Annotated in this window: 26 protein-coding genes; 21 read left to right on the forward strand and 5 right to left on the reverse strand. The window is 45.5% G+C overall.

From position 1 onward, the window contains the following. Window positions 1-56: 56 nt before the first annotated feature. The 16 genes from FHS57_RS27055 to FHS57_RS27130 all read left to right on the forward strand — a co-directional run bounded on the left by FHS57_RS27055 (window position 57) and on the right by FHS57_RS27130 (window position 13,236). The gene (locus tag FHS57_RS27055) at window positions 57-548 is read left to right on the forward strand and encodes a hydrogenase maturation protease (RefSeq protein ID WP_183979191.1); all 492 of its coding nucleotides are present in this window, start codon (window positions 57-59) and stop codon (window positions 546-548) included. Beyond that, entirely contained in the window at window positions 532-840 is a 309-nt protein-coding gene (locus FHS57_RS27060; RefSeq protein ID WP_183979193.1) for a hypothetical protein, read from the forward strand. Before FHS57_RS27055 ends, FHS57_RS27060 begins: the two co-directional genes overlap by 17 nt. After that, a complete protein-coding gene (locus FHS57_RS27065; RefSeq protein WP_183979196.1) occupies window positions 837-1,163 on the forward strand; it encodes a hypothetical protein in 327 nt (108 codons plus the stop codon). Before FHS57_RS27060 ends, FHS57_RS27065 begins: the two co-directional genes overlap by 4 nt. Continuing rightward, on the forward strand, window positions 1,138-2,652 hold the full coding sequence (locus tag FHS57_RS27070) for a hypothetical protein (RefSeq protein ID WP_183979198.1): 1,515 nt from the start codon (window positions 1,138-1,140) through the stop codon (window positions 2,650-2,652). The genes FHS57_RS27065 and FHS57_RS27070 overlap by 26 nt, the downstream gene beginning before the upstream one ends. 130 nt (window positions 2,653-2,782) lie before the next feature. Beyond that, the gene (locus tag FHS57_RS27075) at window positions 2,783-3,124 is read left to right on the forward strand and encodes a hydrogenase maturation nickel metallochaperone HypA/HybF (protein ID WP_183979200.1); all 342 of its coding nucleotides are present in this window, start codon (window positions 2,783-2,785) and stop codon (window positions 3,122-3,124) included. A 5-nt stretch (window positions 3,125-3,129) separates the two neighbouring features. Next, window positions 3,130-3,843: a hydrogenase nickel incorporation protein HypB gene (gene hypB, locus FHS57_RS27080; protein ID WP_183979203.1), complete on the forward strand. Its 714-nt coding sequence runs from the start codon at window positions 3,130-3,132 to the stop codon at window positions 3,841-3,843. Window positions 3,844-3,850: 7 nt separating this feature from the next. Beyond that, window positions 3,851-6,217 carry a carbamoyltransferase HypF gene (gene hypF / locus FHS57_RS27085; RefSeq protein WP_183979205.1) on the forward strand — a complete coding sequence of 789 codons (2,367 nt, stop codon included), beginning with the start codon at window positions 3,851-3,853 and terminating at the stop codon, window positions 6,215-6,217. Window positions 6,218-6,244: 27 nt separating this feature from the next. Then, entirely contained in the window at window positions 6,245-6,523 is a 279-nt protein-coding gene (locus tag FHS57_RS27090; RefSeq protein WP_183979207.1) for a HypC/HybG/HupF family hydrogenase formation chaperone, read from the forward strand. Window positions 6,524-6,528: 5 nt separating this feature from the next. After that, window positions 6,529-7,623, forward strand: a complete 1,095-nt coding sequence (gene hypD / locus FHS57_RS27095) for a hydrogenase formation protein HypD (protein ID WP_183979209.1) — start codon at window positions 6,529-6,531, stop codon at window positions 7,621-7,623. A gap of 27 nt (window positions 7,624-7,650) precedes the next feature. Next, window positions 7,651-8,691 (forward strand): hydrogenase expression/formation protein HypE, encoded by a 1,041-nt coding sequence (hypE, locus tag FHS57_RS27100; protein ID WP_229601466.1) that lies wholly within the window; start codon window positions 7,651-7,653, stop codon window positions 8,689-8,691. 86 nt (window positions 8,692-8,777) lie between these two features. Further along, complete coding sequence (locus tag FHS57_RS27105; protein WP_229601467.1) at window positions 8,778-9,950, forward strand: NHL repeat-containing protein; 1,173 nt, start codon at window positions 8,778-8,780, stop codon at window positions 9,948-9,950. Between the two features lie 12 nt (window positions 9,951-9,962). Continuing rightward, window positions 9,963-10,571 (forward strand): urease accessory protein, encoded by a 609-nt coding sequence (locus tag FHS57_RS27110; protein ID WP_183979214.1) that lies wholly within the window; start codon window positions 9,963-9,965, stop codon window positions 10,569-10,571. Window positions 10,572-10,666: 95 nt separating this feature from the next. Next, window positions 10,667-10,897: a hypothetical protein gene (locus FHS57_RS27115; protein ID WP_183979216.1), complete on the forward strand. Its 231-nt coding sequence runs from the start codon at window positions 10,667-10,669 to the stop codon at window positions 10,895-10,897. Then, on the forward strand, window positions 10,890-11,438 hold the full coding sequence (locus FHS57_RS27120; protein ID WP_183979217.1) for a bifunctional nuclease family protein: 549 nt from the start codon (window positions 10,890-10,892) through the stop codon (window positions 11,436-11,438). The genes FHS57_RS27115 and FHS57_RS27120 overlap by 8 nt, the downstream gene beginning before the upstream one ends. A gap of 46 nt (window positions 11,439-11,484) precedes the next feature. Beyond that, complete coding sequence (locus FHS57_RS27125; RefSeq protein WP_183979220.1) at window positions 11,485-12,300, forward strand: aldo/keto reductase; 816 nt, start codon at window positions 11,485-11,487, stop codon at window positions 12,298-12,300. A gap of 3 nt (window positions 12,301-12,303) precedes the next feature. Next, entirely contained in the window at window positions 12,304-13,236 is a 933-nt protein-coding gene (locus FHS57_RS27130; RefSeq protein ID WP_183979221.1) for an Rpn family recombination-promoting nuclease/putative transposase, read from the forward strand. Here FHS57_RS27130 and FHS57_RS27135 read toward each other — a convergent pair. Further along, window positions 13,228-14,355 (reverse strand): DegT/DnrJ/EryC1/StrS family aminotransferase, encoded by a 1,128-nt coding sequence (locus FHS57_RS27135; protein WP_183979223.1) that lies wholly within the window; start codon window positions 14,353-14,355, stop codon window positions 13,228-13,230. The genes FHS57_RS27130 and FHS57_RS27135 overlap by 9 nt on opposite strands. A gap of 66 nt (window positions 14,356-14,421) precedes the next feature. Between FHS57_RS27135 and nagA the strand changes: the two genes are divergently transcribed. The 3 genes from nagA (at window position 14,422) to FHS57_RS27150 (ending at window position 16,747) form a co-directional block, all read left to right on the forward strand. Continuing rightward, window positions 14,422-15,543, forward strand: coding sequence for an N-acetylglucosamine-6-phosphate deacetylase (nagA, locus tag FHS57_RS27140; RefSeq protein ID WP_183979225.1), 1,122 nt, complete (start codon window positions 14,422-14,424; stop codon window positions 15,541-15,543). Window positions 15,544-15,578: 35 nt separating this feature from the next. Beyond that, window positions 15,579-15,866, forward strand: a complete 288-nt coding sequence (locus tag FHS57_RS27145; protein ID WP_183979226.1) for a hypothetical protein — start codon at window positions 15,579-15,581, stop codon at window positions 15,864-15,866. A 122-nt stretch (window positions 15,867-15,988) separates the two neighbouring features. Continuing rightward, entirely contained in the window at window positions 15,989-16,747 is a 759-nt protein-coding gene (locus FHS57_RS27150; RefSeq protein WP_183979228.1) for a DUF3667 domain-containing protein, read from the forward strand. 21 nt (window positions 16,748-16,768) lie between these two features. Here the strand turns inward: FHS57_RS27150 and FHS57_RS27155 are convergent, their stop codons facing one another. The 4 genes from FHS57_RS27155 to FHS57_RS27170 are packed head-to-tail and all read right to left on the reverse strand — an operon-like array spanning window position 16,769 to window position 21,852. Continuing rightward, on the reverse strand, window positions 16,769-17,536 hold the full coding sequence (locus FHS57_RS27155) for a LytR/AlgR family response regulator transcription factor (RefSeq protein ID WP_183979230.1): 768 nt from the start codon (window positions 17,534-17,536) through the stop codon (window positions 16,769-16,771). Between the two features lie 4 nt (window positions 17,537-17,540). After that, on the reverse strand, window positions 17,541-18,563 hold the full coding sequence (locus tag FHS57_RS27160) for a sensor histidine kinase (RefSeq protein ID WP_183979233.1): 1,023 nt from the start codon (window positions 18,561-18,563) through the stop codon (window positions 17,541-17,543). Window positions 18,564-18,584: 21 nt separating this feature from the next. Next, a complete protein-coding gene (locus FHS57_RS27165) occupies window positions 18,585-19,472 on the reverse strand; it encodes an SDR family oxidoreductase (RefSeq protein ID WP_183979235.1) in 888 nt (295 codons plus the stop codon). 19 nt (window positions 19,473-19,491) lie between these two features. Beyond that, window positions 19,492-21,852 (reverse strand): TonB-dependent receptor, encoded by a 2,361-nt coding sequence (locus FHS57_RS27170; protein ID WP_183979237.1) that lies wholly within the window; start codon window positions 21,850-21,852, stop codon window positions 19,492-19,494. On the opposite strand from FHS57_RS27170, the gene FHS57_RS27175 reads away from it, so the two are divergent. Both FHS57_RS27175 and FHS57_RS27180 read left to right on the forward strand, forming a co-directional pair. After that, complete coding sequence (locus tag FHS57_RS27175) at window positions 21,851-22,009, forward strand: hypothetical protein (RefSeq protein ID WP_183979239.1); 159 nt, start codon at window positions 21,851-21,853, stop codon at window positions 22,007-22,009. The two genes, FHS57_RS27170 and FHS57_RS27175, sit on opposite strands and share 2 nt — an antisense overlap. Window positions 22,010-22,048: 39 nt before the next feature. Beyond that, a complete protein-coding gene (locus FHS57_RS27180; protein ID WP_183979241.1) occupies window positions 22,049-24,973 on the forward strand; it encodes a hybrid sensor histidine kinase/response regulator transcription factor in 2,925 nt (974 codons plus the stop codon). Window positions 24,974-25,030: the final 57 nt, after the last annotated feature.

The raw sequence follows: 25,030 nt of genomic DNA on the forward strand, positions 1-25,030 counted from the left end.
GTGTTCTTGGAGCTGCATCGTTGATTCCTTTGTGATGAACTTCTTTTGCATATCACATGAAAAAAACAGCGATAATGGGGTTTGGGAACCCGTGCCGAAGCGACGACGGAGTCGGCTGCTTTGTAATTGAACAACTCAAAAACCAATTCGCTGAAAATGAACAGGTAAGTTTATTTGACATGGGCACTTCAGCTTTTGAGGTGCTCTTTCACTTACAAGGTCATGAACGAATCATCGTGGTGGATGCCGTGGTCAATTCGGGAGAAACCCCAGGAACATTGTATCGACTGCCTGCCTCCGAAATCAACGCACACATTCAGGATGACCCGATGGTGTTTTTGCACAGCTTAAAATGGGATCAAGCACTTTCGTACGCCAAAAAAATCTTACGCGAAGCCTACCCCGACGACATTCAGGTGTATTTGATTGCCGTGGACAACCTTCGGCTTGACATTGGTTTGAGTCAGCCCGTTCGTGAAGCAGGCGACCGCGTTGTTGCGTTGATTTTGAACGAATTGGAATTAGCTACGTATGACACTACAGCTTAAAAATGGGCATTTGATTCTCCCTGTGGCGTTGGTGCAGTCGGTGTTGGAAAACGAAGCGCAGGTCAATTGGGTGTATTATCCCGAGCGGCAAACCTTATTGTTGGCAGGAAAATCCAAACAGTTTTTTGAAAAACTCCATAAAACGAATTGGCAAACGCTCAAAGACAAAAACTTACTTGGAGACAAAGCTTTTTACCTCCGTGGCTTGTTGCTTGATTTTGAGCTCGACGAGCACGACCGTGAACTAGCTTACGACGTTACCCAAGTGGGCATTATCAACGTACGACTGTGAACCCATTTCCCGATTCTCGCGCAGGTTTTACCCTCAACATCCGAGGTTTGTACAGAGATTTAGAGGTACTTATCAACGACCGTTGGCTTCATTCGACCGAAGTACGTTACCGAATCGAAACCCGAAAAGGACGTTGGCATCTGACCATGGTCTATGTGTATGTTCAGAACCCATTTCAGTTTTTATGCCGAAGGCTCGACCATTACGATACCGAAGAAAAAGCTAAATTATACGCTCAATTGTTTCGGCGCGGCATGCAGCGCGACGCCCGAGGAACCCTTAAATCTAACGCTTTACATGTTTTCGATATTTGCCTCAATTGACCAACTCCCTGCTTTACAGGCCATTATTGACAGCGAATTTCGCCTCAACGAAGTCGTCAGTGTCAAAGAAATGCCTTCGATTGGGGAAGAAATCACGAACCGATTTTTGGTAATACGTGACCATGAAATTTTTATTCCGATTGATTGGGCCAACGAAGCTCCGCCCTTTCTTCTCCCTTATCCCCTGGAGTTTAGCGCGCAAAATTTGTTGGCAGTGGTTTATACCAAACTCGGAAATTATGAGAAAGCGTACGAATTGGCCGAATTCAACCCGTTTCTTCTGCGGGACATCGACACCCTCAAATGCCTCCAACACGGGGTGCAGGTGAGAATCACGGAGGAGCCGTTCACAAAGCTGCCGTCCTTTGAAATGTATCGGTATTGGCACAACACCGCCGTCATGGCTCACTATGGCGAATTGACGCACTTTGTGCATTACGTTACCATAAAGAAATACTACCAAAAAGCCCTCGAAGCGGCCCCCGATGATGAATGGCGGGCGTTTACGGGCAAACATTATGCCTCGCTCTTGTTAGACGCGGACGAACTGAGTGAAGCCGAGTGGCTAGTAAATCAATGCCGAGATACGGCCATTTCCGAAGATGCACAGTTTGAATTATTGGCGGTTCTTTGTGCGATTTGGATAAAGAAAATACAGGTGCCTTACGATACGGAGCTGCTCCAACAAATCAAAAATACGTTGGCCACTCTTGTCTCCTATTATGAACAACGACAAAACGGGGCACAAGCAGCTTTGTTACTCACAGATGCTTCTCAAATTGCTAATTTGACCGATAGTTTTGCCGAATCGTTGGGTTACATCAATCGAGCCATTGCGTTATTGCGCCAAGAAGATATTCCTGAACTGGTAGCCAATGCGCACTACCGAAAAGGGACACTGTTATACACATGGGCTCAAAATGGCAATCCACAATTTTTGAAACCTGCCATGGAAGCCTACCAAGAAGCACTCAAACTATTTACCCGCGACAATGCGCCTGAGGTGTTTGCCGAAATTCATCACCATTTGGGCGTGATTTATTCAGAAATTCCTGACGAAGTCAAGAAAAAAGGGATTTGGGCGGCTGTTTCGGTAAGTTCTTTCAAAGAAGCACTCCGCTATTTTACCCGCGAAACCAATCCGTACGAATACGCGCGCATCTGCAACAGTTACGCCAATGCCCTCACCAAATACCCCGAAGCTGCCCAAAGCGACAACCACGCTAAAGCGCTGTCGTTTTATCGGGAGGCGTTGGACGTACGGACGGCGGCAGACTACCCGCACGAACGGGCTTTGACCTTGCTCAATTTTTTAGAAATAGGCTGGTTTGTTCACCACGAAAACGAAGCAAGCGAAAAAGCGCTGTTGGGAGAAATGGAAAGCTACATTGCCGAACTACCCAAGTTGACTAGCGATGCGTCGTTGTTGATAGAAGTAGCGCAGCACCAAGAAAAATTGGAGAAATTAAGAACATTGGTTGGACTATAAAATCTTAATACCCCCACGCTTTTACCTAAATCAACGCTAGGAATGGCTTTAACCCTGACTTTTGAAGTCGAAAAAATAAGTCCTTCCAAGTTTTGAAAACTTGGAAGGGTCATACAAAACCGCTTGATAAATGCACGAAATATCATTGGTACGGAACATTTTCAGAACGTTGGAAGAAGAATTTCCCAACGACATGCAGCGCATTCGCGGGATTTATTTAAAAGCGGGACTTTTGTCTAATGTCCAGCCTATTTTGATGCAGAATGCGTTTCAGGCTGTTTTGGAAGACCAGCCCAAGTACAATAAAACCAGCTTACACGTCGAGGTTTTGTCCATTTTAATTCATTGCGACCTCTGTGGACAAACATCAGAAGTTGAACAATACCGCTTCGTGTGTAGTCATTGCGGGCGGCCAAGTCGAAACGTGATACAAGGAGAAGAATTACTCATCAGTAAAGTAGAATTTGACTAATTGCTATGCAAAAACCTAAATCAAACCAAGCTTCCGTCGGGTCGGTACAGTGCGAAAACACGACGCTTAACCTACTAAAAGTAAACGATTTTGTGGCCAAAGCCATCCGCGACCGACTGCCGAACATCTTGGTCATCAACGTTTGTTCGTCGCCTGGCAGTGGTAAAACCACCCTCATGCAAGAAACGGGCAAGCGGCTTAAAGGCAAGTTAAACATGGCCGTTTTGGTGGGTGACCCCGAAACCGAGCGCGATGCCATCCGTATGCGCGATGTGGGTATCAACGCCCTGCAAATTGTAACGGGCGGCATGTGCCACATTGAGGCGCAGATGATTTTCCAAGCCCTCGACCACATCGACCTCACGGGTACCGATGTGCTATTTATTGAAAACGTGGGCAATTTGGTTTGTCCAGCGGCTTTTGATTTGGGCGAAGACTACCGCGTAACGGTCTTGGCCTGCACCGAAGGCGACGACAAGCCCAAAAAATACCCTCGGATGTTTTTGACGAGCGAACTGCTCATCGTTTCCAAGTCTGACTTGTTGCCTTACGTTCCGTTTTCGGTGGAAGCGGTCACCAAAGACGCTCGCGACGTAAATCCTGACATCGAAGTACTTAGCATTTCGAGTTTGAAAGGCGACGGGATGGAAGCATGGTGCGATTGGTTGGTCGAACGGGTGCATGCAAAAAAAGAAAAAACCTCCGAAAAAGTAATGTAAAACAGTTATGTGGGTGGAAACTGCCGAAAATACAATCCAGCAAGTTGTTTCTCAAAAGTCAGTTTCTTTTGAAGAACAAACGTATGGTATTCGGCTCACGGGCATTGTGCAAGGGGTTGGGTTTCGGCCATTTGTTTATCAACTAGCCCATGAATGGGGGCTGACAGGGACAGTAAGCAACGGTCCCGAAGGCGTAAAAGTGGTTTTAACGACCGACCTAACTACGGCAAACCGTTTTTTAGAAACCCTTTTGGCCAATACCCCGCCCCAAGCTTTGGTAGAAAAATATGAGTTAGAGTCGCTCCCTTTTTGTTCCTTTCAAACGTTTAAAATCATTGAAAGTCAGGCTGGGAAACTTACCAATGGACTCAAACTTACCCCCGATTTTGCGATGTGTTCTTCCTGCCGAGCGGAACTACATGACCCACAAAACCGTCGTTTTCGGTATCCATTCATCACCTGCACCCAATGCGGTCCGCGCTATTCCATTCAGCGAGCAGTTCCCTACGACCGCGCCCAAACGACGATGCAGGTCTTTGAAATGTGTCCCGCTTGTTTGGACGAATACAACGACCCTAATCATCGTCGTTTTTACTCCCAAACCAATTCTTGTCCCACCTGCGGCATTCAATTGGGCTGGTACACGTGCCGACAAGCTACTGCGTATTCTTCCTCTTTTTTACACGATACCCATTGGATTTTAGACCGCGCCCATCGGGCCTTGAAAGCGGGAAAAATTGTTGCGGTGAAAGGAATTGGGGGGTATCTTTTGCTTTGTGATGCCACCCATGAAAGCGCAGTGGCAACCCTTCGCGAACGAAAACACCGACCCACTAAACCCTTTGCCGTCCTTTATCCAACGTTAGACGTTTTACAACGAGAAGCAACCGTCGGTGACCAAGAATCCGATGCTTTGTTGAGTTCAGTTGCGCCGATTGTGTTGGTTCGTCCACATAAAACCACTTCCATTGCTCCGTCAGTCAATCCTGGCCTTGCGCACTTGGGGGTTATGTTACCCTATGCTCCTTTGTTGGAATTACTGGCGCACGATTTTGGAAAACCATTGGTAGCAACGAGTGGAAATCGAAGTGGAAGTCCCATTATTTTCAAAGACGCTGACGCCTTGACCGAACTCAGTCAAGTCGCCGATTTTATCTTAACGCACAACCGAGAAATTGTACTTCCCCAAGACGACTCCGTCTTACGGTTTTCACCTTTTTATGCCAAACAAATTGTACTCCGTCGCAGTCGAGGGCTAACGGGAAGCGTAAACGCCACTGGTCTTACCTCAACTACGTCTATCCAACTTTCGTTTGGCGCTTCTCAAAAAAGTACATTTACGCTCCTTGCCGCAGACAACCTGCATACAAGTCAGTACCTTGGTGATTTGGAAGACTGGGAAACCCAAACGCATTTTAAACATACGCTCCAGCACCTTGTAAAGGTATTTGATGTAGAACCTAACCGTTTTTCAGCCGATGCCCACCAAGGTTATTTTTCTACCCAACTAGCGCACGAATGGGCAAAAGCGACGAAGTCAACCCTTCAAAAAATTCAACATCACGTTGCGCACTTTGCCGCTGTTTTGGCAGAGCACCGACTCCCCTCTTCTCCTGAACCCATCGCAGGAATTGTTTGGGATGGCACGGGATTAGGCTCCGACGGGCACAGCTGGGGCGGCGAGTTTTTTTTGTATTTTCCTAATCCTTCTCGTCCCTTGGGAGAAAACATCGAGCGAATAGCGTATTTTGAGTATTTCGACTCGTTGGCGGGGGATAAAATGGCAGTAGAACCTCGATTGTCGGCTTTTTCATTGCTTTTTCCTGAAAAAGAAGAACTAATCAACAACAAGTTTTCGGAGAAAGAACGTAGCTTTTACGCCAAACTTTTAGCCAAAAATACCCTAAAAACGTCCTCCGTTGGAAGACTATTTGACGCCGTCGCTAGTCTATTAATCGGCATTGACAAAACAAGCTACGAAGGAGAAGCCGCCCTCCAATTGGAGGAATTGGCCGAACGCTATTTTTTAAAACATAGACTTTTAGTCACGCAATACTATTCATTGAAAAATCTCAATTATCGGTTTATTCCTTCCAAAGAACTGCTAGAAGCAATAGCCGAAGATGTCCTCACGGGCGTTCCAGTAGATGAAATCGCGGCGAAATTTCATGTAACGCTCGTCAAAATTATAGAAAAATTTACCCAAGAAACAGGCGTCCAAAAAGTGGCTTTCAGCGGTGGTGTTTTCCAAAATGCGCTGTTGGTGGACCTTTGCATTGCGGTCTTGGGAGATACCCACGAGCTGTTTTTCCATCAACAATTTTCACCCAACGACGAATGTGTTTCGTTTGGACAGGCTGTGTTAACCCCTTAATTATCAACCCCTCTCAACCTTACTTTTATGTGTTTAGCAATTCCTGGTAAAATAAAATCCATAGAATTCCAGTACGACGGAACAGTACGCATGGCCAAAGTGCTCTTTGGTGGCATCACCAAAGAAGCCAGTTTGGAAATGGTGCCCGATGCCAAAGAAGGCGATTATGTGTTGGTACACGTGGGAGTGGCCATCAGCATCGTCGATGAAGAAGAGGCCCGAAAAACCTTCGCGTATTTGGAGGAAATCGGAGAAATTGATGAGCTGGTAGAATCTTCCCAATTAGACCGCCCTAACCCCCTCTAGTTCCCATGAAATACTTATCAGAATTTCGCGACCCCGAAGTAGTCGAACACTACCTCGAAGAACTGCACAAAGTAGCCACCCGCCCGTGGACAATTATGGAAATTTGCGGCGGTCAAACGCACAGTTTGGTCAAAAATGGCCTTTTAAACTTGCTGCCCAAACAAATCACCATGGTACACGGCCCAGGCTGCCCCGTGTGCGTGACTCCGCTAAACCTCATCGACAAGGCCGTTTACTTGGCCGAAGAAAAAGGAGTCATTTTATGTTCTTTTGGTGACATGATTCGCGTGCCAGGGTCGAGCCGTAGTTTGTTGGAAGCCAAAGCCAACGGTGCCGATGTTCGGATTTTATACTCACCCTTGGAAGCAGTCAAAATTGCCCAAGAACACCCTCACCGCCAGGTCGTTTTCTTTGCCGTAGGGTTTGAAACTACCGCTCCTGCCAATGCGCTTTCGGTGCTCCATGCGCGTCGGTTAGGGCTGACCAATTATTCCATTTTAGCTTCTCATGTACTTGTTCCTCCCGCTATGGAGGCCGTTATCAACGACGGTGAGGCTCAGATTCAGGGCTTTTTGGCGGCAGGGCACGTTTGTACCATTATGGGATTGGAGGAATACGAACCCATTGTTCAAAAATACCATATTCCAATGGTAGTCACGGGGTTTGAACCTGTGGATTTGTTGCAAGGAATCTTGATGACGGTCAAACAACTCGAAAATGGCGAGGCCAAACTCGAAAACCAATACAGTCGCGTGGTGAAAGCCAACGGCAACCCCGAAGCAAGAAAAGTCATCGAACAAGTGTTTGAGGTCTCAGACCGCGAATGGCGCGGCATCGGAAACATCCCACTCAGTGGTTGGGAAGTCAACGCATCGTTGGCGGAATTTGATGCCAATCGAAAGTTTTCTATTTCCATTGCCAAAGCCTCCGAATGCGCCGATTGTATTGCAGGACAAGTCCTGAAAGGTATCAAAAAACCGTTTGAATGCTCGCAATTTGGCAAAGGGTGCACGCCCATCACGCCGCTGGGTGCCCCCATGGTATCGTCGGAAGGAGCCTGCGCTGCCTATTACCACTTTGCCGAAGCCGATGTCGTATAATTTTTGACTCATCACGTTTACAAATAAATGATAACACTTGATTGCCCCATGCCCCAACTTGACTTCGACGTCATTACGCTCGGTCACGGTAGCGGCGGGATACTGACCAACCAATTACTCGAATCAGGCGTATTTGATTTGCTCAAAAACCCGTTGCTCGACGAACACCACGACGGTGCCATGTTTGAGTGGTCGGGGAGAACGGCATTTTCTACCGATAGCTACGTCATCTCGCCCATTTTTTTTCCTGGAGGAAACATCGGCGAACTGGCCGTTAACGGAACAGTCAACGATTTGGCCATGTGCGGCGCGGTGCCCAAATACCTTTCGTTGAGCTTCATCTTAGAAGAAGGGCTTACGATGAAAGAGTTTTGGGAACTACTGGTCTCCATTCGTCGAGCTGCCGAAAAGGCAGGCGTAAGCATCGTGACGGGCGACACCAAAGTGGTAGAACGGGGCAAAGGAGATAAAATTTTCATCAATACCTCTGGCTTGGGTAACATCCACCCGCAAGCCCACATTTCTACTAAAAATGTACGGGCAGGTGATAAAATCATCGTAAGCGGGTCGATTGCCACGCACGGCATCGCCATCATGTCGGTGCGGGAAGGATTGGAGTTTGAAACAACCCTTACCAGCGATTCCGCCCCGTTGAACCATACTGTGAAAGCATTATTGGACGAATTTGGCGCGGATATTCACTTGCTTAAAGACCCGACGCGCGGTGGCGTAGCATCTGTCCTTAACGAAGTAGCCCGCGATTCTCGCTTGGGCGTCAATCTTTTTCAGCAGCCGATACCCGTCCTCGAAGAGGTACGCGGCGCTTGTGAATTGCTTGGCCTTGACCCACTTTACGTGGCTAATGAAGGGGTTTTTATGGCTTTTGTTCCTGCTGAAAAAGCCGAAGAAATTGTGCAAAAACTTCGGACGTTGGAATATGGCCAAGATGCTGCCATCATTGGTGAAGTAACCACCGAACACCCCAAACAAGTAGTGCTTCACAGCCGAATTGGGGGAAAACGGGTGGTAAATATGTTGGTGGGAGAACAACTTCCCCGCATTTGTTAACCTTTAAACCTTTCTCCAACCCTCATTCCAAACCTTATAGGTTTTTAAAACCTATAAGGTTTCTAACGATAAGGTTTCTAACGAAAATGAACTTAAACATAGACATCACCGACGCCCCACTTTCCCCACTTTCCACTTCCAGTGCTCGCACTACTTATGCGGCATCGTTGGCAGGGAAAGCGCCGATGGTCGAAAAAGTAACCATTTTTCGGGGAGATGAAGGGAATCCTTTATTAGCGCCACGCGGTGTGTGGGCCGTTGGAAACCGTCTGTTGGTGGCAGATACGGGTCAAAATCGGCTATTTTGTTGGAACCAATTGCCAGAGACAGAATTTGCAGTCCCCGACCTTGTGTTAGGCCAACTCGAAACGTCGCATACGGGACGAAACGCGGGTAGTAAAGTCCATGCAGGCTCGTTGCAGTACCCTTCGGGGATTTGGTCAGACGGGCAACGATTGGTCGTTGCCGACGCGTGGAATCACCGAGTACTCATTTGGAATAGCTTCCCTACTCAAAATGGGCAGGACGCCGATGTAGTTATCGGGCAACCCGACTTTGAAAGCAACTTACCGAACCTTCGAGGCGTTGGAGCTACGCCTTCGGCTCAGTCGCTGTATTGGCCATACGGTGTTTTTTCGGACGGCCAACGGCTATGGATTTGCGATACGGGCAATCGTCGGGTTTTGTTTTATGAGGCATTTCCCACCCAAAATTTCACTGCCGCCGACGCCGTCATTGGAAAACCAGATTTTACAGAACGCGACTACGAAAACCACGAACCAATTTGGCCCTATTCCGTCCGAGTAAATGCCGAAGGAGTACTGTCGATTGCCGATACGCAATATTACCGAAACCTCATTTGGCACCGTTGGCAAGACGCCTTTACCCAGCCCGCTGACGTCATCATCGGCCAGCCCGATTTTGACGCAAATGGAATGAATCAATTCAGTTTGTTTCCCCAACAAAACTCCATGAGCTGGACCTACGACGCCTTTTTTCACCAAAATGGGTTATTTGTTGCCGATACGGGAAATAGCCGTTTGCTTTGGTTTGACCGCATTCCTACCGAAAACAACGCCTTGGCCGACAACCTCATTGGCCACGATAATTTTAGAACTGGCAGCGAAAATAGCAATACCCGCTTTGGCACCGACAAGCAATTGTACTGGCCATTTTCGCTTTGTGCCGTAGAGCGTTGTTTGGTGGTAGCCGATACGGGCAATCACCGCGTGCTTTTGTATCAAATCACCAATCCTTAACCAGTCACTTACATGGAACTCGCCCCTTTGTTTTTCGCCGTTATCGTCGGGTTTTCTCATTGTTTTGAAGCCGACCACCTGGTGGCGGTCAGTAGCATTGTCACCCGCAGAGACTCCACCTCAGCCGCGCTCAAAGACGGGGCGTTTTGGGGTCTTGGTCATACGTCCACGATACTACTGGTGGCATTGGTGTATATGCTTGGCAAATTTGTACTTTCCGAAGCCATTTTCCAATACTTTGAAGCAGGGGTAGGTCTGATGCTCATCGTGTTAGGCATTCACCGAATTATAAAATTAAAATCCGAACTCCATCACCCTCACCTCCACGAACCTGCTTATGGATTGGCCTACGGTGTGGGGCTTATGCACGGCTTGGCAGGAAGTGGCGGGCTGTTGATTTCAGTACTAACTCAAATCAAAGAACCAAGTCATGCTTTTCTGTACTTGTTGTTGTTTGGCCTCGGTTCTGTCGCAGGCATGATGGTAGCGGCGGGGGCTTTTAGTCTGCCTTTTTCGAGTAAATTGTTCCAAAATCGCCACCTCTTGCGTGGGTTAACACTGGTTTCAGCCGCTTTGTGTGTGGGTTTAGGGGTAAAAATTGTTTTGGAGAATGTTTTCTAAAAAGGATTAAATAGTCGGGTTGTGAGCAGCCCTTCTCACAATTAACGGTCGGGTTGTGAGCAACCCTCCCCACAAGAACAACCCTCCTCACTAATATGAATTACAACGAAGCTGATTTTGTCCAATACGCCCTCCAGCAAATGGAGATTCCGATACTTCACCGTAACGGCAACTACTTTGACCTCGCAGGCGGCTTTTCGTTGGAAGTCGAAAGCCGAGATTTGTACCGCCTTTCGTTTGAGCAATGGGTCATTTCTCCCTTCGACGACATCGGGACGCTCTGTCAGTTTATTAAAACTAACCTCACACCCCGCACGAATGAATAAATACGAAGTTTTTGTGATAGCCATGGCCGAAAGTGAGTCGCAACGTGGTCATTATGTTTTAATTTTGGAAGAGCCCATTTCTAAACGACGTATTCCAATTATTGTTGGGACAAATGAAGCGCAAGCCATCGCCATACATTTAGAGGGACTTCAACCTTCGCGCCCCCTTACCCACGATTTATGCCAAACCATCATCCAACAGTTAGGTGCTAAAGCCAAGGAGGTCTGTATTTACCAAATTCAACACGATATTTTTTATGCCAAACTGCTACTACAAGGCCCAAAGGAGCTACTAGAAATCGAAAGCCGTCCTTCAGACGCCATTGCCTTAGCAGTACGGATGCACTGTCCGTTGTACGTAAGTGATCAGGTCTTGGAAGAAGCAGGGTATTTGTTGGATGAAAAAGGCCGTGAGAAAAAATCGTATGCCGAATATACGTTGGAAGAACTGGAAGAATTGTTGTCAAAAGTAATTGCCAAAGAAGATTACGAAAGTGCCGCCCGCTTGCGCAGTGCCATCGAAAAGCGCAAACAAAGTTGAGAATTTTTCCCAAATTGCGGCACTATCATCTAAACCTGGTTTACCTATGCTCCCATCTATTACTTTAAATAACGGCATTCAAATGCCCCAATTAGGACTCGGCGTGTATGACCCTCAACCTGGCCACGATATTCGGCAAGCGGTTTTGTGGGCGTTAGAGCTTGGGTATCGGCTCATTGATACGGCCGCAGCCTATCACAACGAAATGGAAGTAGGACAAGCCATCCGCGACAGCGGTTTAGCGCGCGAAGATATTTTCTTGACCACCAAAGTTTGGAACGACGACCAAGGTTATGACAATACCCTCAAAGCATTTGAAGAAAGCCTCCGTAAGCTCAACACCGATTACGTTGATTTGTACCTGATTCACTGGCCCGTACGCGAACATCGAATCCAAACGTGGAAAGCCCTTGAAAAAATTTATACCGAGGGCAAGGCCCGTGCCATTGGGGTTTCCAATTATTATGCCCCTCATTTTGAAGAGCTTTGGCCGCACACATCTATCGTTCCAGCCGTTAATCAAATTGAGCTAAGTCCGTATTGTCACTTGCCCGAAGAATTGAACTACTGTCGCCAACGAGGTATTCAAATTGAAGGGTATGCGCCTTTGGTTCGAGGGCTAAAATCCGATGACCCGCGACTCATCAGCATCGCTGAAAAATACAACAAAAGTACGTTTCAGGTGCTTATCCGTTGGACACTTCAGCAAGGAGCCATCACGATTCCAAAATCGGTTTCAAAACACCGTATCGCGGCCAATATAGACGTTTTTGACTTTGAATTGTCGGCCGAAGATGTTGCAGAAATGAATACATGGCACGACGATACCCGCATTGCCTGGAACCCTATGGAGTTTTTGTAAGGAATGAAAAACAAAGCCTCTATTACCTCTCCACACGACAAGCTTGTCAAAGAACTTTTCTCTGACCGTCAGCTTGCGCGTGCTTTTTTGGAAGAAATGCTTCCTAGTGATGTAGTATCTTTATTAAATTTAGAATCGCTTCAGCACCAAAACAATTCGTATTTATCTCCACCTATGGAGGAAATATTTTCAGATGTGGTCGTTGAAGTCAACCTAAAAAATAGCGACGATTCACTACAAATATCCCTCTTGATTGAACATAAATCATACAAAGATCCTCGCGTGGGTTTTCAGCTTATGCGTTATTTGGCAGAAGGATACTGGCAGCAGTTAAAAAATAAACAACCCCTCCGCCCCATAGTCCCCCTCTTGTTCTATCATGGAAAGCAGCGCTGGCGTTTAAAACAAATGGAGGACTTTTTCCCCAATTACCCTCCAATTTTCCAGCGGTATATTCCTTCGTTTGGGATAGAATTTGTCAGCTTAATTCAAATGCAAGACGAGCGTCTGGAGCAATTGAGAGACGGAGTACTGAGTGCAACTCTTGGGTTATTACGCTACTCTCATGACTGGCCAACACTGCTTAAACGATTACCAAGAATCATGGAGTCTTTAAGTTCCTCCCAAGGAACTGGCTTTGTTATGAGTTTGTTTGTATATTTGTTTAGTGTGACCGAACTGACGGTAGAACAGTTAAAAGAAAATTTACCTGAAGATATAAAAACGACTTTTATGAGCACCTACGATAGAATCATGGCAGAAGGTATTGAGAAAGGTATCGAGAAAGGCATTGAAAAGGGTATCGAGAAAGGTATCGAAAAGACGATATTGAATGCTTTTGACAACGGAATTGCCTTAGAGACGATTCGTGTTATTACGGGTGAAAGTACCGAAAAAATCAAGGAAGTCCTACAACGAAATAACCGCCTAGCCTAAGGTGCGTTTCATGGCCTCTACTACTCGTTGAAGGTCTTCTTCTGTCAAATTTGACCCCGACGGAAGGCATAAACCGTCGTCGAAAAGGGTTTGTGCTATCTGTCCACCGTAGTAAGGCGTATCTTCAAACACGGGTTGGAGGTGCATGGGTTTCCACAAAGGCCGCGCTTCAATGCTCTCTGCCGCCAAAGCCATTCGTAGGACTTCGCGCGTCACGCCGCTCGTTTTTGTCACATCCACCCGAATACAGCTCAACCAGCGATTCGCATAGCTCCCTTCTCTTTCAGGCTGAAACGCAATACGGTCATCCCCTTCAAAGGCTTGTTGGTACCATGCAAAATTTGCCCGCCGCTGGCTTACGCGCTCGTCGATAACCTGCATTTGGCCACGGCCAATTCCCGCACAAATGTTGCTCATTCGGTAATTATAACCAATCTGTGAATGTTGATAATGAGGTGCATTGTCGCGGGCTTGAGTAGCCAAAAAACGAGACTGTTGTATCAATTTTTCATCATCAGAAAGCAACGCCCCACCACCCGAGGTGGTGATGATTTTATTTCCATTAAAAGACAAAATATTCAGTTTTCCAAAACTCCCCAGTTTACGACCCTGCCAACTCGCCCCCAATCCCTCAGCGGCATCTTCGATAAGGGGCACTTCGTAATGTGCACACACGTCTATGATTTCGTCGATTTTGGCGGGCATACCGTACAAATGCACCACAATCACTGCTTTTACATTTTTTCCTTTGGCTCGTTCGCCCTTGATTGCTTCTTCTAACGCCTCAGGACAGATATTCCACGTTTCCCATTCTGAATCCACAAATACGGGAGTAGCTCCTTGATACACAATAGGATTGGCAGACGCAGCAAAGGTAAACGACTGACAAATAACGACATCTCCCTGCCCAACTCCCAGCATCACCAACGCTAAATGCAACGCCGCCGTCCCCGACGACAACGCCGCCGCATGGCCTACGCCTACATAACGGCTCAGGTCTTGTTCAAACCCATCGACATTAGGCCCCAGTGGTGCTACCCAATTGGTTTCAAATGCTTCTTGTACGTACTTTTGTTCGTGGCCGCTCATGTGCGGCGAGGAAAGCCAAATTTTATTCATTATTCCGTAGAAATCTTGCCGAAAGTTCCACATCTTTCGGCAAGTTCGCAAATTAAACCCGATTCCATGTACGTTCTGACCAATTGCACCATTTACACGGGCGAAACTGTCCTTACCCACCATGCCGTGGTCGTTGACGGAAACCGCATCGACCGCGTAGTACCTACCGATTTGATTCCAAACGACTTACCCGTTTACGACCTCCAAGGCCATGACCTGACTGCAGGCTTTATTGACATTCAATTATACGGCGGACAAAAAGGCTTTTTGGTACGGGATTTATCGACCGAATCGCTGGATGACATGGTCAATACCCACCAGCAAGACGGAACAGCGGCCATTATTCCCACCTTGTATTCTACGTCAAGGGAACGAATTTTAAAGGCCATTGAAGTGACCAAAGCCTATATTGCGTCGGGAAAAACGGGGGTGTTGGGGCTACATATTGAAGGGCCGTTTATCAATCCTGAAAAAAGAGGGGCACATAGCGCCGCGCAAGTACGGATTCCCACCGAAACAGAACTAGAAGAGATCATTGAGCAAAGCCAAGGCATGCTTACCCTGATGACGATTGCGCCCGAAGTATGGCCGCCTCAGCTTCTTGCTCGCCTCCAAAACAGCCACATCCAACTCTCGATGGGGCATACCAACGCGACCTACCAACAAGCCAAGGCTTTTTTTTCCTCGGGAATTTCGATGGCGACGCACCTTTACAATGCTATGCGCCCCTTTGAAAGCCGCGAACCTGGCGTAGTTTCGGCGATTTGGGACACGCCAACGGTACACGCCAGCATCATTGCCGACGGTCACCACTGCGACGCCGCCACCATTCGTATCGCCAAGCAGCTCATGGGCGACCGCCTTTTTTTGATTTCGGACGCTACTTTGGCAAAAATTGAGCCTCAACGCTTCGTTTTTGAAGACTTTACCGCTAACTACGACGGTCATCGCCTGCTCAACGACGATGGCAAATTGGCGGGTTCGGCCATCACGCTGCTCGATGCCGTTCGTTTTTGTGTCCAAACGGTGGGGCTTCCCAAAGAAGAAGTTTTTCGGATGGCCTCCACTTACCCTGCACAAGTGGTGGGTGTTGGTGAGCGTTTTGGAAGAATCAAAGCAGGTTACACTGCCACTTTTGCCGTTCTCGACGACCAGCAACGCCTCGTTTCTTTTTACCCACCTCGCTAATAAAACTTAAAATCTCTCCCCAAAAAACCACTACAATGAAACCAGAAAAACTAGCCGCACTTACCGACGAACAACTGCTCAAGCAAAAAAAAATAATCAAAAATACCCATAATATTATCCTAGCTACGGGAGTCGTAGCCATGCTTCTCGCCTTTATAATGTTTGGTTATCACATTGGGAAAGACGCAGCTACAGGTGGCCAAAGTACTTTTTATTATAAGCCTCTACTTCCTTTTGTCTTCATTTTTATCATTGGCAATGTGGTCGTTTTGTCAGAAAAAAAATCCATTGACGACGAAATCAAGAAACGGAAGTTGGGGTAAACATTAGGATAGTTCAATAGAATCCCCAGATGAAGAACCTAGTCTTGGGATTCTATTGCCAATTTAGTAGATTTGACGTTTGCCTAGCGGCCCCAAAACCTAAACCATAGAATTTCAAGCACATGAGTCACCATTGCTTAAATTGCCACCAAACGTTAGAAAGTAATTTTTGCCCAAATTGCGGACAGAATGCAAAAACCCACCGTTTTTCGCTTGAACATTTCGTCTTACACGACCTTGTTCATGGAGTCTTTCACCTTGATAAAGGTTTTTTCTACACCCTCAAAGAGCTCTTTCTTCGCCCTGGGCACAGCATTAGAGCGTATGTGCAAGGCAAAAGGGTAAAGCACTTCAACTATTTTACCTTCATCATTTTAATCATTACGATTGGGCACTTGGTAGGTACTATGTCTAAAATCAATTTAATAGATACAACCAATTACTTCTCAGACGACCAGCGGTTATTAACAAAATTTGGAGAACTAATGCAGGCATATCCCAAGCTATTTACCCTCGCTAGAATCCCTGTTTTGGCCGTATTTAGCCTACTTTTTTTCAGAAAAAGTCAACAAAATTTTACCGAGCATTTGGTTCTTAACATCTACAAAGTCAGCGGCGAATTGTGTATCGCTATCGTTTTTACCCTCCTCGCAGCTCTCTTCAAAAATAGTATCCCTTATGCCTATTTTTTTGACGGGGTGGCTCTTTTTATGTTGATTTACTCAGTATGGTTTTACTACCAGTATTTTTCCACCTTTGGCTACTCCAAAATGGGTTTATTCCTTCGTAGCCTACTTACCGCCATCATTATAACTGTGGCCGTTTCAAGTATTACAGCCTTTGCGATTGGCATCAACGACGGATTCAACGACGCACACTGATGCCCTTTCATAATTATTCATCTACCCCTCCATCCACGCTTTAAAGTGCGGGGCTTTTTCGCGGCTTACCAGGATGTCGTGCGAGGGCTCGGGCTGGAGTTCGAGTTTGAGCTTACCGTTAAAATAGGTATGAATCTTCTGCACGGCTGCCAACGAAGCAATGTACTGCCGATTCAGGCGAAAAAATAAGGTAGGATTGAGCAACCGTTCTAATTCTTCAAGGGTATAATCGACCAAAAACTGTCGGTTGTCGCTTCGGACTAAGCACACCATTTCATTGGTGGTATAAAAATAAGCGATTTCCTCTTGAGGAATGGGCAACAGTTGGTCGTTGTAAGGCACCAAAAAGCGAGTCTTGTGCTTTCGCCCCACGGCAGGCATTGAATCTAGCAGCGATTGGATTTTTAGGGTGTAGTCATTGGCCGAAAAACCCCGTTGGCTTTCTTTAAACTTCGTAATCGCCGCTTCCAATTCTTGCGGTTTGATGGGCTTCAACAAATAGTCTATACTCTTGACTTTGAAGGCTTTGATGGCATATTCATCGTAGGAAGTCGTAAAAATAATGGGGCTAGGAATCGCCATTGATTCAAAAATAGCAAAACTGAGTCCGTCGGAAAGCTGGATGTCCGAGAAGATTAAATCGGGTGCAGGATGCGTTGAAAACCAACGCTTTGAGCTTTCTATACTATCCAAAACCGCCACAATTTCGATTTCTTCATCAATTTTTTTTATCAGCTTCTCAAGGCGTTCGGCGGCGGGATATTCGTCTTCAATCAGGATGGCTTTCATGAATTTAGGCTTCTAACAAAGGCAGTTTTACTTTAAATGACCACTCATTTCGCAGGACTTCAACTTGCTGTTCGGTGAGCAATCGATACCGATTGATGATGTTTTGAAGACCCACTTTGGTCGATTTCTCAAAGGTCATTTTTTCTTGTAGGTTGTTCTCCACCGTCAAAAACCCATCTTCTTGTACAATCCTGATTTTCAACGGCTTTTCTTTGGAAACTACGTTGTGTTTAATCGCATTCTCAATCAACATTTGAATACTCAACGGCGCTACGTGCAACTGATTTGTATCGGTCAAAAGTTCAGTCTCAACCTGCAAATTCTCCCGAAAACGAATTTTATTGAGGTAAATGTACGCGTCCAAAAACTGCATTTCCTCCTCCAACGTCACGGTATTTTTTTCCCGACTCACCAACACGTACCGATACACGTCCGACAGCTTATCGAGGTAGTTTTGGGCGGGGCTATTTTCATCGTCGATGAGCGAAGCCAACGTATTCAGGCTATTGAACAAAAAATGGGGGTCTAATTGGTTTTTGAGCGCATCTAATTGCGACTGCACATTTTCGCGAGCCAAGGCTTCGGTCTTTTGCACGTGCGATTTCCACGACTGAAAAAAGAACGCGCTTTCGTACATCAACGTCACGATAATGGTCGGAATGAGGCTGATTTTAAAGCCAATCAACACCTCATTGATACGGTCGAAATTGGAGATTTGGGAACAAAAAAAGTAATCAATAAAAGCACTTACTACCAAGGTATATGTCAAACCCACGATGGTTTGCCTAATCAACCGACGAGCAGTTTGGCGATAATGCGGAAACTTCTTCCTCAGGTAAATAAAAATGGCACGGTTTCCCTCCCAAATCAACAACGTGTTCATAAAACACGAGCTTACCCAATAAAAAATATCTTTGGTGTTTCCACTCGTAAAGACTTCTTTGTGCATCACGATTGGAAGCAAAATACTTAAAAGTGGAATACCAATTAGCCGTGCTTTGCGGTCGTTGATATAGGGAGGTTCCATGCGAAATTTCCTCATTTTTTATCAAAGATAGAGAATATTTACACCTGTTGGTTCTTCAAAAAACACCTCCAATGACGTGCTCGGCTCACCAAGTTCTTTCCAAAGTGCTTGACCGTGAAAATCTTCGGTGGTCCCTTCATAAAAGGCAAATAAGTCGGCCAGGCTTTTCATGGTAGGCGAGAAAAAACCAATCATTTTAACCATCCAAAGAGGCAAAACTTGCAGTTTAAGGGAAGGTTTTTGGGCTTTTAGCCGTTGATAAACGGCTTCGTAGTCCATTTTTTCGCGTCCTTGTACTACGTAGTGTTGGTAATAAGCCGTTGGGTTTCCTACCGCTTTGGCAACCCATTGGGCATAATCCGTGGAATTGGTCCAGTAAAACTCTACGGGTTTTCCCACCCACTGCAAGGTGTCTTTTTTGATGGCCCATTCGATGCTGTCCAAAAACCACGTTGGGTGAAAAATCGTAAACGCAATACCCGATTCTTCAATGAAACGATGCCCTTCGCGGCGGGTTTGATTTTGGTAAAACTCCTTAGGCTGACGAATCGACGGGTGAGCACCTAACGCGCCAATTTTCAAAATTTGCTGAACACCTACCGCTTGGCAGGCTTCCACGATGTTTTTGACCCCTTCTCGCTCCAAGAAGAACGAACTTTTCGCGCCATTTTCCTCGGCACTTAGATTGATGTAAACGTACGTACTGCCTTTCAACGCGCGGGTCAAACTTGGTACATTTTGTACGTCGGCTACGGCAAATGTCACTTCTTTTGGGAGCGATTGTTTGGCTTTTTCAAGATTACGCACCACTGCCCGTACTTGATAGCCGTACGCCAAAAGTGCCTTCACTACGGGAATGGCCAAACGCCCCGTAGCGCCTATGACTGAAATAATGGTTGATGAATTCATGCTTTGGAAATTTAACAAATTAAAAGGTTAGACGATAAAACGGAATGGGCAAAAATCCTTGTTGGTAGGCCGTCCCGATTTTATTTACGCGTGGGTTGTAAGCTTGTTGAAAAATATTCTGGTGATTCGTAATATTTTGTAAATCAATAGCTAACTCGTGTGTACTGCGACGACGGTTGAGTTTATAACCAATCTTGAGGTCGGTGCGAAAGTAGCCACTTTGTTGCTGTGTAAATGCCCGAGATTCGTCATAAATAGTGGTATTCGCTTCGGCCGATGCCTCCAAATTGATGGGGCGAATGTATTTCCCACCTGCCGACGTAAGTTTCCAATTGATGCTCAACACGCCCCGATTGCCCAGCGGAATGTCTTTGCCCGCCAGCACATTCAGCACGTAGCGGTTGTTGAAAGGCGTATTGCGTTCGACACCGTCGCTACCTTTGTATTTTGAATCAAACAACGAACCCGTTACCAAAAAATAGTAATTATTGGAAAAGTACTTTTCGAGGGTCATTTCAAGGCCATAGTTCCGCCCTGTCCCTTTGTTTACGAGGTTACCTACGTTGGTTGGTGCAAAATCAACCCCTTCAATGAGCACCGAATAATAGCCCAAACTCGGCTGAATCGGAACGTTAAACAACGACTGATAATAGGCTTCCAACTTCAAGCGTAGATTTTCGCCGAGACTTCGCTCATATCCCAAAACAAAATGATGGCTTTTGGTAAACCCTAAGTCTTTGTTTGTCAATGAGTAGCTTCCATTGGTATTTTGGGTTTGGTAAAAATACAGCAACAACGGCTGTAAATTACTGTGCAATCCATAGGCGAGGTTGAACGTACTGCGGTCGGTTGCTTGGTAAGCCAACCCAACGCGTGGCTCCAACGCCGCCGAATTGTTGAGTTGATAATGCAAGCCCGTCAGCCCCGCATTGAGGGTCAAGTTTTGGCTAAAACGGTGTTTCCACTGCACATACGCCTGGGTAAGCATGGTTTCGCCGTCGGTATTACGGAGCATAACGGCGTTGGGATACAGGTTAGAATTCAGCAATTTAAAGCGACTCAAGTCCACAATTACCCCTGCCGAAAGTTTGTCTTTGGCACTGATTTTATGATTAACGCTGGCATTGAGGGATAGTTTTTCGTTGGTAAACTCAGCCTGTTGTGCCAAAATCTCTTCCGATATTACCTTTGTTTCTTGTTTATAAATTACGGTATCTCCTTTGAAATTTTGGTAACTTCTCGATGCCGAGAGCGTCACTTTTCCAAAGGTTTTGTCCGTAAAACGGTGCTCGTACGACAGCGCCGCAATGCCCGTTTCAAAACGGACGCGGGTGTTGGTATTTTCGTCACCGTACGCATCTCCTTTCTCCGTGTCCACGTCTTTTCCCAAAAATGTAATGTTACTTTTTCCCGCCAGCGTCCAAAACGACAATTGCCCTTTTTTACCTACTGGAACGTCCGTTTTAAAAGTAAAATCCTGATAATAAGGCGTTCCTGCAATATCAAAACCCAAATTAGACATAATACCAAACAACGAATAGCGATAATTAAGCAAATACGACGCCTTCGATTTTTTGCTGTAAGGCCCTTCGGCACCCACCTCAACCCCGTTGAAACCTACTTGGGTCAGAAACTCATGCTTTTCGTCGTTGCCTTTTCGTAAGCGCAAATCAAAAACCGACCCAAGGGCATTGGCATATTCGGCAGGAAACGCCCCCGACATAAAATCAGATTTAGCCAACAGGTTGGTATTCAGCATTGAGACAGGCCCACCCGACGTACCCAACGAGCTAAAGTGGTTGGGATTGGGGATGTTGACACCATCCAAACGCCACAGCAAAGAGGCAGGCGAATTTCCACGAACCACGATGTCATTTCTAGCATCGTTGGCACCACTGACACCCGCAAAATTGGCCGCCATCCGCGACGGGTCGCCCAAGCTTCCTGCGTATTTGAGGGTTTCGGAAGGAGCAAACGGTCGCGCACTTACGGTTGACATTTCGTTGTTGGCCACTTTATTGTCCTCGCTTCGTTTGTACTTGACGGTCACTTCGTTGAGGTTTTTGAAGCTTTCGGTCATCGACAAGTCCAATACCACCTCTTTACCCGCATTCACAATCACGTCTTTGGCAAAAATGTCTTCGTAGCCTAGGTACGTCACCCGCAGCGATGCCCTACCGACATTCACTTTTAGCAAACGAAAATTTCCATCCGCGTCGGTGGTGGTTCCGTTGAGCGGATTACTGCCCACTACCACCACCGTAGCCCCTACTACGGGCGCTTTAGAAGCCGCATCCGTAATCTTACCACGGACGGTTTGGGTAGATTGGGCAAAAGAATAATATCCCAAAAATAGGAGGAAGAAAAACATTGTTTTCATGGCTTTTTTGTTGTTGGTTTTCGGTTCAAAATTCTCCGAAAACCAACACTTCCAAAACCCAACAGCAGGTGAAGTGGCAAAATCAATGGGTGAAATTCACACAACCACGGGTGAAACGCGCAGCAATACCGCTTTTTTGTCTATTTTTGTCCTCTAACCCATTCCAACTTTCTGTCTTTACGACTCCATGTATTCTATGAAGCGAAAACGCTCCGAGGCACACAAATTGGTATATAGACTCATTCTCAAATCATTGGTGTTTTGTCTTTGGGGAATAGTGGCAGGAGGGATACAAACGTCCCAAGCCCAAAACAAAATCGACACTTACTTGTCTTTCCAGGGACAGGCGCGCATGGACAGCCTTTTGTTACTACAACATTTAGTTTGGTACAACATCGACAGTACCACTGCCTTTGCCCAAATTGATATTATAAAAAAGCATGGTCTTCAGTCCAACGATCAGTTGTTGGCTATTTATGCCGATTTTCTAAAAACCTATTACTTATTGGGAGGTAAGCAAAAGAACCTCGAAGCCGCTTATGCTCGTTTTCAGAATGTATCAAAAAAGTTAAAAAAATTACCTGAAAGCGCACTAAAAACAGCTCTTATGGCTGAGGTGGAACATAGCATGGGCGTGACATTGTACTTGACCCACGACTCTACCAGCAAATGTATCAACCATTTATTAGCCGCTGATTTGGCCTTTCGGAAAATCGGCTACGAGCATTTTACTTTTGCAGGATACCGTTTTACGTATTTGGCCTTGTATTATTTAAAGCGAGCTTCGGACCCAGAAACCGCCTTAAAGTACTTAAAAGAAGGCGAGACTTACATTCAGAACGACCCCGTTGATTTTCACCGCATTCAGTTGTACCGCAACATTGCGTTGTGTTTGGTAGAAAAAAAACAGTACAAAGAGGCCATCCGCTACAATCAATTAGGTATTGCACAGGTGCGTACTCGTAAAGACAGCCTGCGAATTGGCGCTTTAAACGGTAATATTGGTGAAATCATTTTAGTCCACTTTCCAAACCCCAAAGAAGCCGAGCCTTACTTTAAAAAAGAGTTGTGGTATCGGCTCCGTTTCAAACCCGACGGTTATGGAGACATTTCCAAATTGTACAGTAATTTATGCCAAGTGGCTGGCCATAAACGAAGTCCAGAAGAAGTGGCTCACTATTATAATCAAGCCATAAAAATAGCCGAGCTCAACACCGACAAGACCGCATGGTACCCCACGCTCAGCGATATTTATCGGAGTAGGATGATTGCCGACACCCTGCTTGGCGATTATAAAAGTGCACTAAAGCACGAATTTTTGTTTCAGGATGCACAAAGTAAAATCAAAAAAGAAGACCTAAGCAAGTCAGCGATTGAAGCTTCGGTGCGGTTTGACTCAGAAAAACTAAAACTGCAAGCCGAACTCGCTAATCAACAAACCCAAAACTCGCGATTTTGGGTTGCGTTTGTTTCTTTGTTATTACTTGTGACGTTGTTGGTGGGGTATTTTATCTATTATCGCTTGCAAACTCGAAGGGAAGAATTGGCCCGCCAATTGCTGTTTGAGCAAAAAGAAGCGGAACGTTTGGCGGAATTAGACACCCTAAAAACCCGATTTTTCACCAACATATCCCACGAGTTTCGTACGCCATTGACGTTGCTTTTATCTCCCCTGCAAGATTTACAAAAGGAGTTTCCTGGGCGTACTATTTTCCAAATGATGCAGCGAAATGCCGAACGATTACTGTCATTGATTAGTCAGTTGTTGGATTTAAGCAAATTAGAAGCGGGAAAAATGGAGGTTCAATTGCAAGAAGGCGATTTGTCCCAATTTTTACAGTACATATTTTCTTCGTTTGAATCTCTAGGACAAGACAAAAATATTTTATTCCAATACCAACAAAGTCGAGAACATCAATTTGCTTATTTTGATGCGGACAAAATTGAAAAAATTACGACCAATTTACTTTCTAACGCTTTTAAATTTACGCCAGAAAATGGACGTGTTCAGATACGAGCTGATTATACTGACACTTCATTATTGATAGAAGTAAAAGATTATGGCATTGGGATAGACAAAGAACGTTTACCCAAAATATTTGAACGTTTTTACCAAATTGACGACAGTACACAACGTCATTATGAAGGAACAGGTGTGGGTTTAGCGTTGGTAAAAGAGCTGGTAGAAGTATTGGGTGGAACAATCAGCGTAGCAAGTGAACTAGGACGTGGAACTACCTTTACTATTAGCCTACCTACTGAATTTTTAGATAAAAAACCCGAAAACGGACCAAACACTTTACATTTCAACAATACTGCTAAAGTTTCTGACAATGTTTTAGAAAATAAAGCGGCGAATGAAGAAGAGTATCCCGTGTTACTTATTGTAGAAGATAACGCAGATTTGCGCGCGTACATTCGGAGTCAGTTTGAATCAACTTTCTTTATTATTGAGGCCAAAGATGGGAAAGATGGATTAGAAAAAGCATTGGAGACTATTCCAGATTTGGCCATTTGCGACCTGATGATGCCCCATTTGGATGGGTTTGAATTTTGCAAACAGCTCAAAACCGACATGCGAACAAGCCACATTCCAGTCGTGATGCTGACTGCAAAAGCCGCCATGGAAGACCGTTTAGTAGGTCTTGAGTTAGGCGCCGACGATTATCTTTCTAAGCCATTCAATACCGATGAATTGCAAATTCGGGTTCGTAATTTGATAAAAATCCGTGAAAACATTCACCAAAAATACAACGCGCCAAAACTCTTGACAACGGAAGTTGAGCCAGCAATTCAACCCCAAACTCATGACAAAGAATTTTTAGAAAAAATCAATCATGTATTAGATAATAATATCAGCAACTCAACCTTTGAAATGGATAATTTAGCTAAAATTTTATCTATTTCAAGTACTCAACTTCGTCGAAAACTAAAGGCACTTACAAATCAAACCATTATTGAATACGTAAGAAATTATCGACTTGATAAAGCCGCTCAAATGTTAAAAAACGGAGATGGCTCTGTTTCTGAAATTGCTTATAAAGTTGGCTTTGAAAGTCTTTCTTATTTCTCAAAAGTATTCCAAGAACGTTTCCAACAAAGTCCTTCTGATTGGAAATAAATTAAAGCCCCCAATAATACTACAAAATAAACTTTCCAAGTTTTAGATATAAGTACC

The organism is Runella defluvii, assembly GCF_014195535.1.
Classification (GTDB): domain Bacteria; phylum Bacteroidota; class Bacteroidia; order Cytophagales; family Spirosomataceae; genus Runella; species Runella defluvii.